Genomic DNA, 15670 nt, shown 5'->3' with positions numbered 1-15670 from the left:
CGGCGATGTGGCGAGCGTGGTCAGCCCGGGACCTCCAGCGGGGAGAGGCTGGCCATGGCCTCGGCCAGGACCTCCAGCGCGCGGTCCAGCTCGGCCGTCTCGTGCTCGGCGCAAAGGAAGAAGCGCAGGCGGGCGGCCTGTTCCGGCACGGCGGGGAAAACGATGGGCTGCACGTTCACGCCGCGCTCGAACATCGCGACGGACAGCCGGGCGGCCTTCACCGAGGAGCCGGTGATGACGGGCACGATGGCATGGCCCTCGGAGGAGCCGGTGTCGAAGCCCATGGCGCGGGCGCGGTCGCGGAAGTGGCGGGCGTTGCGCTGGAGCTTCTCCACGCGCCAGGGCTCGGCGCGCATGATGCGCAGGGATTCGCTGGCGGCGGCGGCGAGGTTGGGCGGCAGGCCGACGGAATAGACGAAGCCCGGCGCGGTGTGGCGCAGCCATTCGATCAGGTCGCGCTGGGCCGCGATGAAGCCGCCGCAGCCGGACAGGGTCTTGCTGAGCGTGCCCATCCAGATGTCCACCCCGGCGGGATCGACGCCCTGCGCCTCGAAGACACCGCGGCCGGTGGGGCCGAGCACGCCGAGGGAATGGGCCTCGTCCACCATCAGCCAGGCGTCGTGGCGGCGGGCGATCTCCACGAAGCGGGCGAGGTCGGGGACGTCGCCGTCCATGGAGTAGTGGCCCTCGACCACCAGCAGGGCGCGGCCGGCGGCGCGGCGGGCGCCTTCCAGCGCGCGCTCGGCGGCGCGCCAGTCGTTGTGGGCGAAGGGGATGCGCCGGGCGCCGGAAAGGCGGGCGCCCTCGGTGCAGGAATTGTGGATGGCGGCGTCGTGGACGATGACGTCGCGCGCGCCCATCAGGTGGCCGATGACGGTGACGTTGGTGGCATGGCCGGAGACCATGCAGAGCGCGGCCTCGGCGCCGTAGTTCTCCGCCAGCAGGGATTCCAGCTCGGCATGGACCGGGCGCTCGCCGGAAACGAGGCGGGAGGCGGAGGGGGAGACGCCGTAGCGGTCGATCGCCGCCTTGGCCGCGCCGGTGACGCGCGGATCGCCGTTCAGCCCGAGGTAGTTGTAGGAGGAGAAGTTGAGGTAGCGGCTGTTGCCGATGGTGGTCCGGGCGCCCGCGACGCCGGCATGGGGGCGGAAGAAGGGGCTTTCCAGCGAGAGCGCCTCCACCGCCGTCTGCATCAGGGCGAAGTCGCGCATGCCGGGCAGGTCGGCGAAGCGGCTGCGGGTGCCGCGGGCCGCGCTCCCTCGGTTCCTCCCCTGGTCTTCCCCTTGGCCGATCCGCGCCTCGTCCTGGTGCGCGCGCCGCTTGGCCAGGCGCTGCAGCAGCGCCAGGCGGGCGGTGGTGGAGAGGCCGAAGGAATGGGTCATCGGGCGGTCTCTCCCTCGGTGGTCAGGGGCTGGCCGCCGGCGGCGCCGGGCTGCGGGCCGCCAGGGGAAGGATGCGAGGGAATTCCACGGGCAATGTCGCGGGAGGGCGCCGGCGGAGCGGCGTGGCCGCCGAAGGCCGCCTCGCCGCCCGCCGCCAGATCCTCCGGGGGATGCGAGGGCTCGAAATGCTCCAGCAGCATGGCGACCTGGGCTTCCTCGCCGCCGCCGCGCAGGCCATCGATCACGCGGGCGGCGAGGGAGCCGAGGGTGAGGTCGTCGGTCACGCCGGCGAGCGGGACGGAGAGGCCCAGGCGCTGTTCCAGCGCGCCGCGCAGCTCCAGCCCGCCCAGGCTGTCCAGCCCCAGGCGCGCCACGGGCGTGTCGGCGGCCAGGGATTCGGGCGGCAGGCGCAGGATGCGGCCGAGTTCCTCGGCGCCGATGCGGACCAGCAGGGCGCGGGCTTCCTCGGGCGGCAGGGTGGCGAGATGGGCGCGCATGTCCTCGACCTCGGCGCCCGTTCCGCCGGCCTCGCGCACCAGGGTGAAGGCGGGTTCGCGCAGCACCGGCAGGGCGGCGCCCAGGCGACGCCAGCCGAGCCGGGCGAGATGCACCACGGGCCGGTCGCCGGACAGCAGCGCCGGCAGGCTGTCCAGCGCCTCGCGCGATGCCATCGGCTCCACGCCCAGGCGGCGGGCCAGGGTGGCGGCGGTGCCGGATTCGCGGGCCAGGATGCCCGCATCGGCGATCGGTCCCCAGCCGACCGCCAGGGCGGGCAGGCCCTCCGCCCGGCGGGCGCGGGCCAGGGCCTCCAGCCCGGCATTGGCGGCGACGTAGTTGCCCTGCCCCGGATTGCCGAGCGGCGTGGTGGCCGAGGAGAAGAGCAGGAACAGCTCCAGCGGGTCGCGCCGCGTCAGGCGGTCGAGGTTCAGGGCCGCCCGCAGCTTGGGGCCCAGCACGGCGGCGAAGCGCGGCGCGTCGAGCGAGGCCAGCGCGCCGTCGTCGAAGACCGCGGCGGCATGGACCACCCCGGCCACGGGCCCCTCGCGCCGCAGCGTGTCCAGCAGCGTGGCCAGGGCCTGGGGATCGGCGGCGTCGCAGGCATGGGCCGAGGCGCGGGCGCCCAGGGCGCCCAGGGCCACCAGCGCGGCCTCGATGCCCGGCGTGGCGGAGCCGCGGCGGGAAACGAGGGCGAGGCGCCTGGCGCCGCTGGCGGCGAGCCACTTGGCGCATTCCAGACCGAAGCCGCCGGTGCCGCCGGTGACGAGGACGAGGCCCTCCGGCGGGGTCCAGCCCGGCTTCTCCTCCGCCTGGAGGCGCGGCGGCAGGATCACGATCTTGCCGATCTGGGCGCTGGCCTGGAGCAGGCGGAAGGCGTCCTCCACCTCCTCCGCTCGGCGGGTCAGGCGGGGCAGCGGGATCAGCTCGCCGCGCGACAGGCGGTCGCGCAGGCTCTCGATCAGCCGCTGCGCCTCGCCCGGGCGGGCGGCCGGAAGCTGGTCCACGTCCACGCCGAAATAGCTGATGTTGCGGCGGAAGGGGCGGAGCGCGATGCGGCGGTCCTCGGCATAGTCGCGCTTGCCCAGTTCGACGAAGCGGCCCCAGGGGCGCAGCAGGGCGATGGAGCGTTCCATCGCCTCCCCGGCCAGGCTGTTGAGCACCACGTCCACCCCGTCCGGCCAGTGGCGGCGGAGATGGTCGGCGAAGCCGGCGTCGCGGCTGTCCAGCACCAGGTCGGCCCCGGCGGCGCGCAGGAAGGCGCGCTTGGCCTCGGTGCCGGCGGTCATCGCCACCTCGGCCCCGGCGGCGCGGGCGACCTGCAGGGCGGCGAGGCCGACCGCCCCGGCGCCGCCATGGACCAGCACGCGCTCGCCCGGCTGGAGGCGGGCGCAGGCTTCCAGTGACCAGATGGCGGTGAGGAAGGCCACGGGGGCGGTGGCGGCGGCGGCGAAGCCCATGCCCTCCGGCATCGGCGCCACGGCCTCGGCCCGGGTCACGGCATGGGAGGCGAGCGCGCGCGGGGCGAAGCCGAAGACGCGAGCCCCGGGGCTCAACGCGGTGCCGGGACCGGCGGCCTCGACCACGCCCGCGAATTCCATGCCCAGGCCGGGCCCGGCGAAGCCGTCGCGCAGGGTTTCCTCCGGCAGCAGGCCCTGGGCCCACATCAGGTCGCGGAAGTTCAGCCCGGCGGCCTCGATGCGCACGGCGATCTCGCCCTGGGCCAGCGGGGCGTGCTGGACCGGCGAGGGTTCCCAGCCCAGGCTGCCGAGCTGTCCCGGCTGGCGCACGGCGAGGCGCGCGGGGGCGGCCGGCGGGCGCGGTTCGGCGCCGCCCGGGCGCAGGCGCGGGGCGCGGCGGGCGGCGGCCCCGATCAGCAGCTCGGGTTCCGCGCCCGGGGCGAGGAGTTCCGGCAGCAGGCGGGCCGCCGCGGCCCGGGGCGCCAGGGCGGTGTCCAGCAGGATTCGGCGCGGGGCGAGGTCCGGCATCTCGTTGGCCAGGCCGCGGGCGAAGGCGCGCAGGGCCTCGGCGACAGGCTGGGCGGGAGTGCCGGCGATGACCAGGGTGAAGCGCCGGACGGTGCCCTGGGCCGCCTCGGCCAGCCGGGCCAGGGCAGCCAGGGTGACGGCGAGGCTGGTGGCCGGGTCGGCCTCGCCGGGGGCGGCCAGGACCAGCAGGTCGGCGCCGCGCAGGTCGCGGGCCGGCAGTGCGGCGGCATCCTCCAGCCACCCGCCGTCGCGGAGGGCATCCGGCAGGGCGGCGGCGAGTTCCCCGGCCAGGGCGTCGCGCAGCGCGGCGGCGCCGGCATCGGCCAGGAGCAGGAGGCGGGCGGAAGCGGGCCGGGCCGATACGCTGCCCGTCGCGGGGTGGCGCACCGGCGCCGGACAGGTGGCGAGGAGCAGCAGGGCGGGCCAGGGCGCGGCGCGCAGCGGTTCGGCCCGCACGTGGTGCCAGCCGGCCTCCCGCGCCAGGGCGGTGCGCCATTCCGCGGCGTCCGGCAGGGGGCGGCCCGACCACCAGCCGGGCTCCTGCCCCAGGGCGAGGTCGAGCAGGCGGCCCGGCAGCGGCTCGGCCAGGAGAAGGGTGCCGCCTTCGGCCAATGCGGGGGCGAGGCGGGACAGGAGGGCGGTGCCGCAGCGGGCGCGAAGCGCGGCGCCGATGCCCACCACCAGATCCGCCGCCACGGGGGCGGGCTGTTCCGAAAGCGGGTCCCAGGCCAGGGCTTCCGGCGCCACATGGCCGCGCGCTTCCGGCAGGGGACGGCCCTCCCCTGCCACCAGCAGGGTGACGGCGCGGCCGGTCTCGGCCAGGGCGGCGAGCAGGTGGCGGGTCAGCGCGGCGCCGCCGAGGTCGAGCACGCGCAGCGGCCGGTCGGCGGGCCATGCGGCGGCCAGGGCGGCGGCGGCGGCGGCGGCGGTCTCGGCCAAACGGTCCTGGCCGCCGGCAAGGTCGGGCGGGGCGAGCGGCAGGGCGGGGACATGGCCGGCGAGGCTGTCCGGCAGGCGTTCCGCCGCCAGGGCGAGCCAGGCGAGGTCGTGCGCCAGGGCGGGCTGGTCGGCCAGGACGGACTGCCAGATCTCCTCGGGCGCCGGCAGTTCCTCCTGCGGCAGCAGGCGCCAGGCGGTGCCGTCATGGTGGGCGAGGCCGTCCTCCGCCAGGGCCTGCCACAGCCCGCCGGCCAGGGTGGCGGGCGGCGTGGCCGGGGCGGAACGGATGGTGGGCAGGGCGGACAGGGCGCGCTGCGCCAGGACACCGGCCCAGCCCTCCAGCAGCAGGGCGGATTCGCTGAGGTCCAGCCGCTCGTCGGCCCGCATCGCGGCGGCGAGGGCGTCGTCGAGGGCGGGTTCGGGAGCCGGCAGCGAGGGGTCGGCGACCGGCACGTCCTCCAGCCGGAAGGCACGCAGCGGCGCTTCCTCGCCGCGCGCCAGGCGCAGGCGCTGGAGGGTCACGCCCTGGGCGAAGGCCACCACCTGGCCGGCGGCGTCGCGCAGCAGGAGGCTGGCCTCGGCGGAACGCTCCCCCAGGCTGGCGAGGCGGAGCTCCGCGCTGTCCGCCGGGGCAGCGCCACGGCGGAAGACCAGGCGCTCGAAGCGGACGGGGACCAGGGCCTCGCCCTCCGGCAGCGCGTCGGCGCGGGCCGGGAACTGCGGCGCCAGCAACCCGATCAGCCCCTGCAGCGCGCCGTCGAGGCGGACGGGGTGGAGGTGGAAGCCCTCGTCCGGCGGGGCGGCCCCGGGCAGGGCGAGGCGGAGCAGCGCCTGCCCGCCCTCGGTGGCGACGGAAACCAGCGGGCGGAAGGCCGGGCCGTAATCCAGGCCGAGGCGGGCGGCGAGCGCGGTGATCTCCGGTCCCGTCATCTCGTCCGGCGCGGCCAGGGCCAGGGCGGCGGTGACGGGAAGCGCGGCCTCGCCGGCCTCGCCCAGGCGGCCGCGGGCATGCAGCGTCCAGGCGGTCTCGGCCAGGCGCAGGCGGCTTTCCAGGGTGACGACGCCATCATCGGCGAGGCGCAGACGCACCTGCCGCGTCTCGCCATCGGAAAGCGGCAGGGGGCGGAGGATCTGGAAGGTCGCGACCTCCAGCGCCGGGGCCTCGGGGAAGCGCAGGGCGGCGGCGGCGAGCGCCATTTCCAGCATGGCGGCGCCGGGCAGCACCGGCTCACCGCCCAGGCGGTGGTCGTCCAGCCAGGGTTCCAGCAGCGTGTCGAACTCGCGGCCCCAGAGGCGGGGTTCCGGGTCCTGGCGCTCGCCCAGCAGGCGGTGGTCGCGCGGCGCGTCGTGCAGGCGGTGGCTTTCCGCCGTCGCGCCCAGCCAATGGCGCTCCCGCGCGAAAGGGGTCAGCGGCAGGTCGCGGCGGGCCGGCCCCCGGAACAGCGCGCCGCCGCGCGGGTCGGCGCCGCGCGTGGTGGCGCGGTCGGCGATGGCGGGCACGGGGTCGCCGCCGGGAAAGGCCTCCGGGCGGTCGCGGCGGGACAGGCTGAAGAGCGTCCCGGCGGTGAGGCCGGCGGCGCGGGCGCCTTCGCGCAGGTAGGATTGCAGGACCGGGTTGGGGCCGATCTCCAGGAAGAGCCGGGCCCCCTGCCCCAGCGCCGCCGCCATGGCCTCGGCGAAGCGCACCGGGGCGCGCAGGTTGCGCCACCAGTATTCCGCGTCCGCCGCCTCGCCGGGCAGCGGGGCGCCGGTGACGGTGGAGACGAAGGGGATCTGGCCGGGGCGCGGCGCCATGGTGCCGAGGGCGCCGAGCAGGGCTTCCCGCACCGGCTCCATGGCGGCGGAATGGAAGGCGTAGTCGAGGTCGAGCGGCACGCAGCTGGCGCGGTGGGCCTTCGCCAGATCGGCCAGGCGGGCGATGGCCGCGGCGGGGCCTGCCACGGTGACGGCGCGGGGGGCGTTGCGGGCGGCGATCTCCAGCCCGGGACCGGCTTCCGCCAGCAGCGGCGCGGCTTCCTCGGGCGGCAGGGCCAGGGCGGCCATGCGGCCCTGGCCGCGGGTGCGGTGCTGCGCGGCGGAACGGGCCACCACGAGGCGGGCGGCCTGGTCCATGTCCAGGATGCCGGCGGCGAGCGCGGCGGCGGCCTCGCCGACCGAATGGCCGATGACCAGGGCGGGGCGCAGCCCCTCCCCCGCCAGGGCGCGGAGCAGGGCGGCCTGGATGGCGAAGAGCAGCGGCTGGGCGATGTCGGTGCCGGCGACCTCCGCCTCGGAGACGCCCGCGGCGATGCGGGCGGCGGGCGACCAGCCGAGCAGCGGCGCCAGGGCCGCGTCGGCTTCCTCCAGCCCGGCGCGCAGGGCGGGGCTGGCGGCCAGGGCCTCGCGCGCCATGCCGGGGAATTGCGAGCCGTTGCCGGAAAAGACGAAGGCGAGGCCGCCCGCTGGGATATCGGATGCGGCGGGGGCCTGGCCCTCGGTGGCGGCGGGGTTGTCGCGGCCTTCCGACCAGTCGGCCAGCGCGGCGGCGAGTTCGGCGGCGGTGCGGCCGCGCAGGGCGAGTCGCTGCGGCTGCAGGTCGCGGTGGCGGGCGGCGCCGCGCAGCAGGGCAGGCAGGTCCCCGTCCGGCGTTTCCGCCAGCCGCGCCTGCCAGCGCCCGGCGAGGAGGCGCAGGGCGGCGGGGGAACGGGCGGAAAGCAGCAGGGGCGGCAGCGGCGTGGCCGGGAGGGCGGGAACCTCCCCGGAGGCAGGTTCCTCCAAGGCGGCCGTCACGGGTGCGGTGGCGAGGACCACCGAGGCGTTGGTGCCGCCGAAGCCGAAGGAGTTCACCCCCACCACCGGCGCCGGGTCGCCGCGCCGGCGGGCCGGACGGCTGCCGAGGCGCAGCGGCTCCTCCGCCACCGGCACACGCAGGTTCAGGCCGTCGAAGGCGATGTTCGGGTTGGGCGTGGAGAAGTGCAGGCTGGGCGGGATGCTGCGGCGTTCCAGCACCAGCATCGCCTTGAGCAGCCCGGCCATGCCGGAGGCGGGCTCGGTATGGCCGATATTGGTCTTCACCGAACCCACCGGCAGCGGCGCGCGGCGGCGCTTCGCGATGGCCTCGCCGATCGCCCAGGTCTCGATCGGGTCGCCGGCCTGGGTGCCGGTGCCATGGGCCTCGAAATAGCCGAACTGCTCCGGCTCCACCCCGGCCTCGCGCATCACGCGCTCCATCAGCGCGGCCTGGGCCTCGCCATTGGGCAGGGACAGGCCGATGGTCCGGCCAGCGCTGTTGACGCCGGAGGCGAGCAGCACGGCGCGCACCCGGTCCCCCTCCGCCAGGGCCCGATCTAGCGGCTTCAGCAGCACCATGCCCGCGCCCTCGGCCCGGACATAGCCATCGGCGGCGGCGTCGAAGGCGCGGCACCGGCCGGTGGGCGAGAGCATCGAGGCCCGGGAGAAGCCCATGAAGGCATAGGGCGAGAGCAGAAGCTGCACGCCGCCCACCAGCGCCATCTCGGCATCGCCATGCGCCAGGGCGCGCAGCGCGTGGTGCAGCGCCACCAGGGCGGAGGAGCAGGCCGTGTCCACCGTCTGGGCCGGGCCGCGCAGGTCGAAGACGTTGGTGAGCCGGTTGGCCAGGATCGACAGGGCGTTGCCGGTCATGAAATAGCGGTCCGCCCCCGAAGGGTCGGAAAGCCGCAGCTCGGCATAGTCGGTGGAGGAGCCGCCGATCCAGACGCCGACCGGGCGCCCGGCCAGGGTGCTGGCGGGCAGGCCGGAATCCTCGATGGCCTCGGCCGCGACCTCCAGCAGCAGGCGCTGCTGCGGGTCGGCCTCCGCGGCCTCGCGCGGGGACAGGCCGAAGGCCCGGGCGTCGAAGCCGGCGATGTCGCCCAGATGCCCGGCGGCGAAGGTATAGGCGCGGCCGGGCTCGCCCTTGCGCGGGTGATGGAACCGGGCCTGGGAGAACCGGTCTTCTGGCAGGGTGGAGACGGCGTCACGGCCTTCCGCCATCAGGCGCCAGAAGGTATCCAGGTCCGCGGCCCCGGGGAAGCGGCAGGCCGCCCCGACGATGGCAACCGGGACAACCTTTTGTTGCGCTTTCGGTGCGCGATTCTTTCGAGGGTTTTTTAGCACCGGCATTCCGCAATCTTACGTTGCATTTCCGTAGATTGCGAGAGGAACCCGGGAAAATATTCCGATTTCGGAAGAGTTTTCCAGGGCCGCGGCACGACGCCAGCCGGACCAGCGGCGGAGGGCCGGGACGGCCGGCGGGGCGACGGCCTCGCTTCCAGGGCGGGGGCGGGTCACATGGTCCAGCATGGCGTCCACCTGGCGGAAGTGGGAGTCCCAGCCCGGCGGCCGCCAGTTCTGCAGCCGGGTGGCCTGGGCGGCGCGGGCGGCACTGCCGGGCCGGGCATAGTCCAGGATCGCGGCACGCCAGCCGGCGCCGTCGAGCGGATCGAGGTAGTGCGGCACCGGGCCGCCGACCTCGCGCAGCGCGGGCAGGTCGGAGCAGATCGCCGGCACGCCAAGGGCCAGGGCCTCGGCCAGCGGCAGGCCGTAGCCTTCCACGAAGGAGGGGAAAAGCAACGCCCGGGCGCCGCGCAGCAGCGCGGCCATCCGGGCATCGGGCACCTGGCCGAGTTCCTCGACCGTGCCGCGCAGGACGGCGCTGCGCTCCAGGATGTCGACGATGTTCTCGTTCTCCCAGCCGCGGCGGCCGATGATCAGCAGTCGTGGCACCGGGCCGCCGAGGCCGGCGGTGCCGGCGCGAACGAAGTCGCGCCAGAGATGCAGCAGCAGCAGGTGGTTCTTGCGGGGCTCGATGGTGCCGAGGGCGACGAAGTAGGGAGCCGGGCCGCCGGGCCGTTCGGCGGTGGCGTGCCGCATGGTCCCCGCTCCGGTGCCTCGGGTCCCGGCACCTGGGGCCTCGTCCTCCAGGGCCCTGGTGCCCAGGGTCTCGATCCCGAGAGGGGCAACGATCACCGGCGGGGGCACCGGGCGGATGCGCAGATGAGGGGCGAGCGCCTCGGCGGTGTCGGCGGAATTCACGATCACCCCGTCGGCGAGGCGGGCGGTGGTGTCGATCCGCCGCAGATGCCGTGCCGACTGCCCCGGGCGGGCATATTCCGGATGGGTCGCGGGGATCAGGTCATGGATCAGCGGCACGAAGGCGCAGCCGCGGGCCCGCATCGCCTGGATCGGGCCGGGCCGCTCCAACGCCCGGTGCGAGACCAGCAGGAAGGCGCGGCGCGCGCCCAGGCGGCCGAGGTTCGGCGCCAGCTGCCCGGCGCCGAGGCCCAGGCCGGCGAGAAGGCGGAGGCGGCCGGCGATCCTCTCGGCATCGCGCTGCGCCTCCCGTTGCATCTCGCCCCGGGCTTCCCATTGCGTATCCCATGGGTTCTCCTGCCGCTCCTCGCCGGCCGGCCCCGGGGATGGTTCCGCTGATGGCGGACAGGGAAACGGAGGGGCGGCGGGCGTGCCGCACCAGGAGATGGAAAGGGCCGCCACCAGATCTTCCACCGCGCGGCGGGGCAGCACGGACCAGGCGCCGGACAGGGCGCCGGCCACGAAGACGCAGCGGTCCTCCGGCAGGGCGGCCCAGCGGCGGGCATAGGCGAGTTCGACCCGGTCGATCCCCGAGGGCGCTACCTTGCGCCCCCGCGCGAGCAGGCGCGAGATGTCCAGCACCACGCCGGGGCCGGTATCGGGGCTTGCGCCGCTCTCCAGGCGCAAGGGCTGAAGCAGGGACCATTGACGGTCGAGAACCGATGGCGTGGCATCCATCTTGGCACTCCTGTCGGTTCCAGGGCATGCACCGACCGGCCATCACCCTTTGAGTGCATCATAAACGTTAATTACAACCTTAAGGAAGTGTTTCTTCTGCATTGCAATACGGCATAGTCGGAACTCACGGCCTGGTGTTACCGGTCGTTGCGCTCCTCCAGCACCTGGGGTTGTGACAACCGCGGCTCCATGAGAGGAAGCCCATGTGTTCCTTGTGGCGCCATGCGCCGGGCGCGCGTGGCGGCAGGTGGTCCTGGCCGATGCCGATTCAGGCTATGGTGTCGTGTGCCATGTCACCATGCCGCATCTGGATGTTTCCGATGAGCCTTTTTCCCCTGGCGGAGACCTGCCCTTGATCCGCGTTGCCTACCGGCGGCATGGCGATGCCGCCGTGGCCGCGGAACGCTGCATCGCCGACCTCGGCGCGATGTTGCCCGCCTTCCTCCTGGTCTTCTGCGGCGGCAAGCTGGATGGCGAGGTGGTGCTGGCGGCGCTGCAGGCGGCCTATGGCGCCGTGCCGGTGGTGGGCGGCGCGGCGGCGGGGGCCATCTCGCGCAATGCCTTCGGCTATAGCGGGCTGGAACTGCTGGTGGTCGCCTTTGGCGCGGGAGCGCCGGTCCCGGCGGTGGTTTCGGCGGAGTTGCAGCCCGACGAGCACCAGGGCGGCCTGGTGCTGGGGGAGCGCATCCGTGCCGTGGCAGCCGAGGATGCGAGCGTGCTGCTGCTCTTCGACAGCGTGGCCAGCCGGGCGCCGCTGCGGCTGCATCCGGCCAGCCTGATCGTGCGGGGGCTGCACGAGGGGCTGGGCGGGCACCGCATCCAGCTGGTTGGCGGCGGGCTGCTGACGGACATGAACCTGACCGATGCCTGGGTCTTCGACGGGGGGGCGGTGCGCAAGCACATCGCGCTGGCGCTGGTCTTCCCGCCGGAGGTGACGATGGAAACGGCGATCCTGCACGGCTGCCGTCCGGTCAGCACCTTCATGGAGATCACCCGCATCGACGGTGCCGAGGTCTATGAGCTGGACGGGCAGCCGGCGCTGGGGGTGATCGAGCGGATGCTGGGCCTCTCGCTCGGCGCGGCGCGGGGGCAGGAGCTGTCGCTGATGGCGACGCTGGGCCAGAAGCAGGGCGACCCCTTCGGCCCCTATGACGAGAACGACTACGTCAACCGGCTGATCCTGCGGGCCAATCCGGAAACCGGCTCGGTGACGCTGTTCGAGCCGGATTTCGCGCGCGGCGCCCGGGTGCAGATCATGGGCCGTGACAACATGCTGATGCTCGATTCGGTGGAGCAGGGCATGGCGGCGCTGCGGGCTTCGCTGGCGGCACCGGAGGCGCTGCTCGGCTTCTACATCGACTGCGCGGGCCGCGGCAGCGCGCGTTCCGGCGCGCCGGTCGAGGAAGCGGAGATGGTGCTGCGGGGCCTGCCGCCGGGCGTGCCCTTCGGAGGCTTCTATTCCGGCGTGGAGGTGGCGCCCTTCGGCGAATACAGCCGGCCGCTGGACTGGACCGGCGTGCTGGTCGTGCTGCGGCGGCGGGCGGCGTGAACGGGATCTTCCCGCCCCAGAGCGCCAGCACGGCGGCCGCGGATGGGCAGCTGGAGCGCGAACTCGCCTATTACCGGCGTGAGTGCAACGCGCTGGGGGCGCGGCTGCTGCGGCTGCAGGAGGAGCAGAGCCAGGCCTTCCGGGAGGCGCGGCGGTCCCGCACCGTGGCGAAGCTGATCCGCGAGGCCTATCGCCTGGCCGATCACGGCAACGCGCCCGAGGATATCGGCGAGCCGATGCTGGAGATCGTGGTGGACAACACGATCTGCGACCGCGCGGCGCTGTTGCAGGAAACCCCGCGCGGCAGCCAGCGCTTCCGCGTCACGCACTCGCTGGGCCTGCCGCCCGGCGGTCCTCCCGGACACCCCGCCATGGGGGACGGTGAGGCTTCCCTGGCGGGCCAGGCCGGGCATTCCCTGGTGGCGGGGGAAATCTTCGTGCCGGCGCCGCCGTCCTTCTTCTTCACCACCTCCCGCACCCGGCTGGAAACGCCGGCCTATGAGCTGACCGGCATCCTGCGCCTGCCCTATGTGCTCTGGGCCTATGACGCGGCGACGGGGATGGCGCTGATCATCGGCAACCAGTCGGAAAGCAATGTCAGCCGCCCCTTCGAGGAGGCCGACCAGGAGCTGATCGAGGGCGCGCTGTCGGTCTATATCGACGTGCTGCTGCGCAAGCGGTCCGAGGCGGAGCTGCGGCTGGCCAAGGCGCAGGCGGAGGAGGCGAGCTCCACGCGGTCGCGCTTCCTGGCGACGCTGACGCACGAGCTGCGCACGCCGCTGAACGCGATCATCGGCTTTTCCGAGATGATGGCGACGGGGTCCGGCTACGAACCCACGGCGCATGAGCGGGGCGAGTACAACCGGCACATCCTGAACTCGGCCAAGCACCTGCTGGCGCTGATCAACGAGATCCTGGACTATTCCAGCCTGGCGCGCGGGCGCACGACGCTGGGCCGGCGCTGGCTGCCGCTGAACGAACTGCTGAAGGAGGTGACCGGCGCCACGGCCGGCACCGCCGCCGAGCGTGAGGTCGAGGTGAGTTGCGACCTGCCGGAGGAGGTCTGGTGGATCCGGGTGGACCGGACGCGCTTCCGGCAAATCCTGGACAACCTGCTCAGCAATGCCATGCGCTTCACCGCGCCGGGGGGACAGGTGGTGCTGGAGGCACGCTGCCAGGAGGGCCGGGGGCTGTGCCTGCGGGTCCGCGACAACGGCGTGGGCATCGCGGCGGAGGACATCCCGCGCGCCCTGGAGCCGTTCCGGCAGGTGGGCGACCCGTTCAGCCGGTCCTCGACCGGCACCGGGCTGGGCCTGCCGATCGCCAAGGGCCTGGCCGAGGCGCATGGCGGTTCGCTGCAGATCGACAGCGTGCCCGGCATCGGCACCACCATCACCGTGCTGCTGCCGGCGGATTGCGTTGCCGCGGGCGGGCCGCCGCAGGGCTGAGGCGGAGGGGGCTTTTCCCCGGCCGCGTGTCGCTTCTCGGCTGGTCGCCGGGGGAGAGGCTCCGCCTCTCCCGCCGCCCCCCTCCGCCGGGGACCGAAGCCGGTCCCCGGACCCCGGGGCTTTCGTGGGTTCCGGTGGTGGCCGCTGTTCTGCGGGACGATCCCTGGGGACAGGTGGAGACGCGGGGCTCCCGAGGCGGCGGAAAACACCTTGTCCGCCCTGGTGGCGCCCGCAGTCGCCGGAGAGCTTGGCTCTCCGGCGCGACCCGGCCGTTGGCGAGCGCCAGCGAACCGGATCAAGGACCCGCCGGGCCCCGGCGGATCGTGCGGCCCGGGGGGCCGGCGCACTGCGCCGACGGCGGAGCCTTGCCCCCCGGAAAGCGGAAGGGCAGCCCTGATGCCCGGCTGGCGGAAGGATGCGGGGCAGGCCTGTCCGGGGAATATGGTGCCGCTCAATGCACCAGACCCGGAGGGGTGGCGGCGAGGGTGGCGAGGTTGCTGTCCACGGCGCGGATCAGGCCCCAGTTCTCGGTGTAGCCGACAGGGAAGCCGGGGGAGCCGGCATCGGAATCCTGCTGCCGCGCATGGGCGTAGCTGGTCCACTTGCGGTTGGCCGGGCGGCGATGATGGAAGTCATGGCAAGGGGCGTCGCCGACCAGCACGAAGGCGCGGGAGAAGACCGTGACGGTCAGCATGTTGGCCCACCACAGCGCCCAGGCCAGGATGCCGCGCAGGGTGTTGGCGCGGGCGTCCGGCGGCATGGCGCCGGGGAAGACGCCGGTGGTGGAGGCGCAGACGAAGGCCTTGCCGCGGGCGGCGATCAGCTCTGGCTCGGGGAAGCGGTGCTCGCAGAGGATGCGGAAGACGGTCGCGATCTGCAGCAGCACGGTGAGCGGCAGGACCCAGGCCACCAGGAACTCGGTCATCGTGCCGGTCGCGGCGGCCAGGGCGAAGGCGGCGAGGTAGGCCGAGCGGCTCATCCAGTTGTGCTGCCGGTCCTGGCCGAACATGGCGGCCTTGACGCGGCGGCGCAGGAAGCGGGCGTGGAAGAGCGGCGAGACGAGGTTGGTGACCACCCGGCGCCACAGCTCGCGCTTGCTCACCCCCGGCTCCAGCCGGCAGACGCCGAAGACGAAGCCGGTGAACTCGTCCTCGTCGGTCAGCATCTTGTTGGCGCTGTGGTGCAGCATGTGCTCGCGCTGGTAGTCCTCGAAGCGCGCGAAGAGCAGCAGGCTGGAGACCAGGCGGCCGATGGCGCGGTTGCGCTCCCGCGTCGGGAAGACGGTGCCGTGCGAGCAGTGGTGGAAGACCACGACCTGGTAGAGGCCGAGGCCGGAGGCGGTGGTGGTCAGCCCCACGAGGAGCAGCAGGCAGGCCAGCCAGAGCGGCATCGTCACGGCGATGGCGGCGGCACTCAGGCCCGCGCCACCGAGCATGGCCAGCAGGCCGCCCGCGACGAAGGCGATGGGGGAGCGCTCGGGTGTTTCCTCGCCGGGGGCCGGCTTGGCGGTGATCAGCGTCAGCAAAGGCTGTAGGAAGGCCGGAAGACGGGCCGCCATGTGGGCGCGTGGGTCATCGCGCAGGAAGGTGGCGGACTCCAGGCTCTGTGCGAGTCGGGAACGGTCCAGGGTCTGTCGGTTGGGGAGGAAGGACATGGTCTTTTTTCCTTTTCATGCTCTCAGTGGCGATCACCCGTTCCAGTGCAGCGAAACGGGAATGAACATTTCGTTGCGAGCAAAATAGATACTATTCACAATATTAAGGAGCATCTGTCTTGCGACAAACTACTCCTAATTGATTTGCTCGCAGTAGTAGCTCTTATTGCGTGTTCTATTTTCTGCAATACTATTTTTGCTCTGCAGAAGCGGTAATGTCCGGCCGGGTGCAGCCGATCCCGATCTTTCGAGCGTGCAACCGCCGCGAAAGGTGATCTGCCTTATGGTGAGCATGCTTCGCAATCGAATGGGAGGCGGTGATGGAAAAGGATCCATCCTCCGGCCAGCCTTGCTTTCGACGGAAGGAAGAGACGAACTCGCCTCATGGTTGTAGCCGATTCGGGGCAACCCCCGGCGGACTGGCCATGCAGGGGCGGAACCGGCCG

Annotated in this window: 6 protein-coding genes; 2 read left to right on the top strand and 4 right to left on the bottom strand. The window is 73.8% G+C overall.

Annotation, left to right across the window (positions count from 1 at the left end; translation table 11 throughout):
• Nucleotides 1-20: 20 nt before the first annotated feature.
• Genes CTJ15_RS20030 through CTJ15_RS20020 form a run of 3 tightly spaced genes read right to left on the bottom strand, consistent with a single transcriptional unit; the run spans nucleotide 21 to nucleotide 10573 of the window.
• Entirely contained in the window at nucleotides 21-1382 is a 1362-nt protein-coding gene (locus CTJ15_RS20030) for an aminotransferase class I/II-fold pyridoxal phosphate-dependent enzyme (RefSeq protein WP_019461977.1), read from the bottom strand.
• On the bottom strand, nucleotides 1379-8926 hold the full coding sequence (locus CTJ15_RS20025) for a type I polyketide synthase (protein ID WP_099781890.1): 7548 nt from the start codon (nucleotides 8924-8926) through the stop codon (nucleotides 1379-1381). The genes CTJ15_RS20030 and CTJ15_RS20025 overlap by 4 nt, the downstream gene beginning before the upstream one ends.
• Before the next feature lie 9 nt (nucleotides 8927-8935).
• Nucleotides 8936-10573: a glycosyltransferase family 1 protein gene (locus CTJ15_RS20020; protein WP_058389096.1), complete on the bottom strand. Its 1638-nt coding sequence runs from the start codon at nucleotides 10571-10573 to the stop codon at nucleotides 8936-8938.
• A 352-nt stretch (nucleotides 10574-10925) separates the two neighbouring features.
• Between CTJ15_RS20020 and CTJ15_RS20015 the strand changes: the two genes are divergently transcribed.
• Entirely contained in the window at nucleotides 10926-12122 is a 1197-nt protein-coding gene (locus CTJ15_RS20015; protein ID WP_162175666.1) for an FIST signal transduction protein, read from the top strand.
• Entirely contained in the window at nucleotides 12119-13570 is a 1452-nt protein-coding gene (locus CTJ15_RS20010) for a HAMP domain-containing sensor histidine kinase (protein ID WP_075822972.1), read from the top strand. Before CTJ15_RS20015 ends, CTJ15_RS20010 begins: the two co-directional genes overlap by 4 nt.
• A gap of 451 nt (nucleotides 13571-14021) precedes the next feature.
• On the opposite strand, the gene CTJ15_RS20005 is transcribed toward CTJ15_RS20010, so the two are convergent.
• The gene (locus tag CTJ15_RS20005) at nucleotides 14022-15224 is read right to left on the bottom strand and encodes a fatty acid desaturase (RefSeq protein WP_019462965.1); all 1203 of its coding nucleotides are present in this window, start codon (nucleotides 15222-15224) and stop codon (nucleotides 14022-14024) included.
• Nucleotides 15225-15670 lie beyond the last annotated feature (446 nt).

The organism is Roseomonas sp. FDAARGOS_362 (assembly GCF_002754815.1).
GTDB lineage: Bacteria > Pseudomonadota > Alphaproteobacteria > Acetobacterales > Acetobacteraceae > Roseomonas > Roseomonas mucosa.
The sequence above is the reverse complement of the archived record's forward strand: the minus strand, read 5'-3'. Positions and strand labels throughout refer to the sequence as shown.

Excerpts from the sequence above, each read along its gene's own strand:
- CTJ15_RS20005 (WP_019462965.1), bottom strand. The coding sequence starts at position 15,224 with ATGTCCTTCCTCCCCAACCGACAGACCCTGGACCGTTCCCGACTCGCA.
- CTJ15_RS20030 (WP_019461977.1), bottom strand. The coding sequence starts at position 1,382 with ATGACCCATTCCTTCGGCCTCTCCACCACCGCCCGCCTGGCGCTGCTG.
- CTJ15_RS20020 (WP_058389096.1), bottom strand. The coding sequence starts at position 10,573 with ATGGATGCCACGCCATCGGTTCTCGACCGTCAATGGTCCCTGCTTCAG.
- CTJ15_RS20025 (WP_099781890.1), bottom strand. The coding sequence starts at position 8,926 with ATGCCGGTGCTAAAAAACCCTCGAAAGAATCGCGCACCGAAAGCGCAA.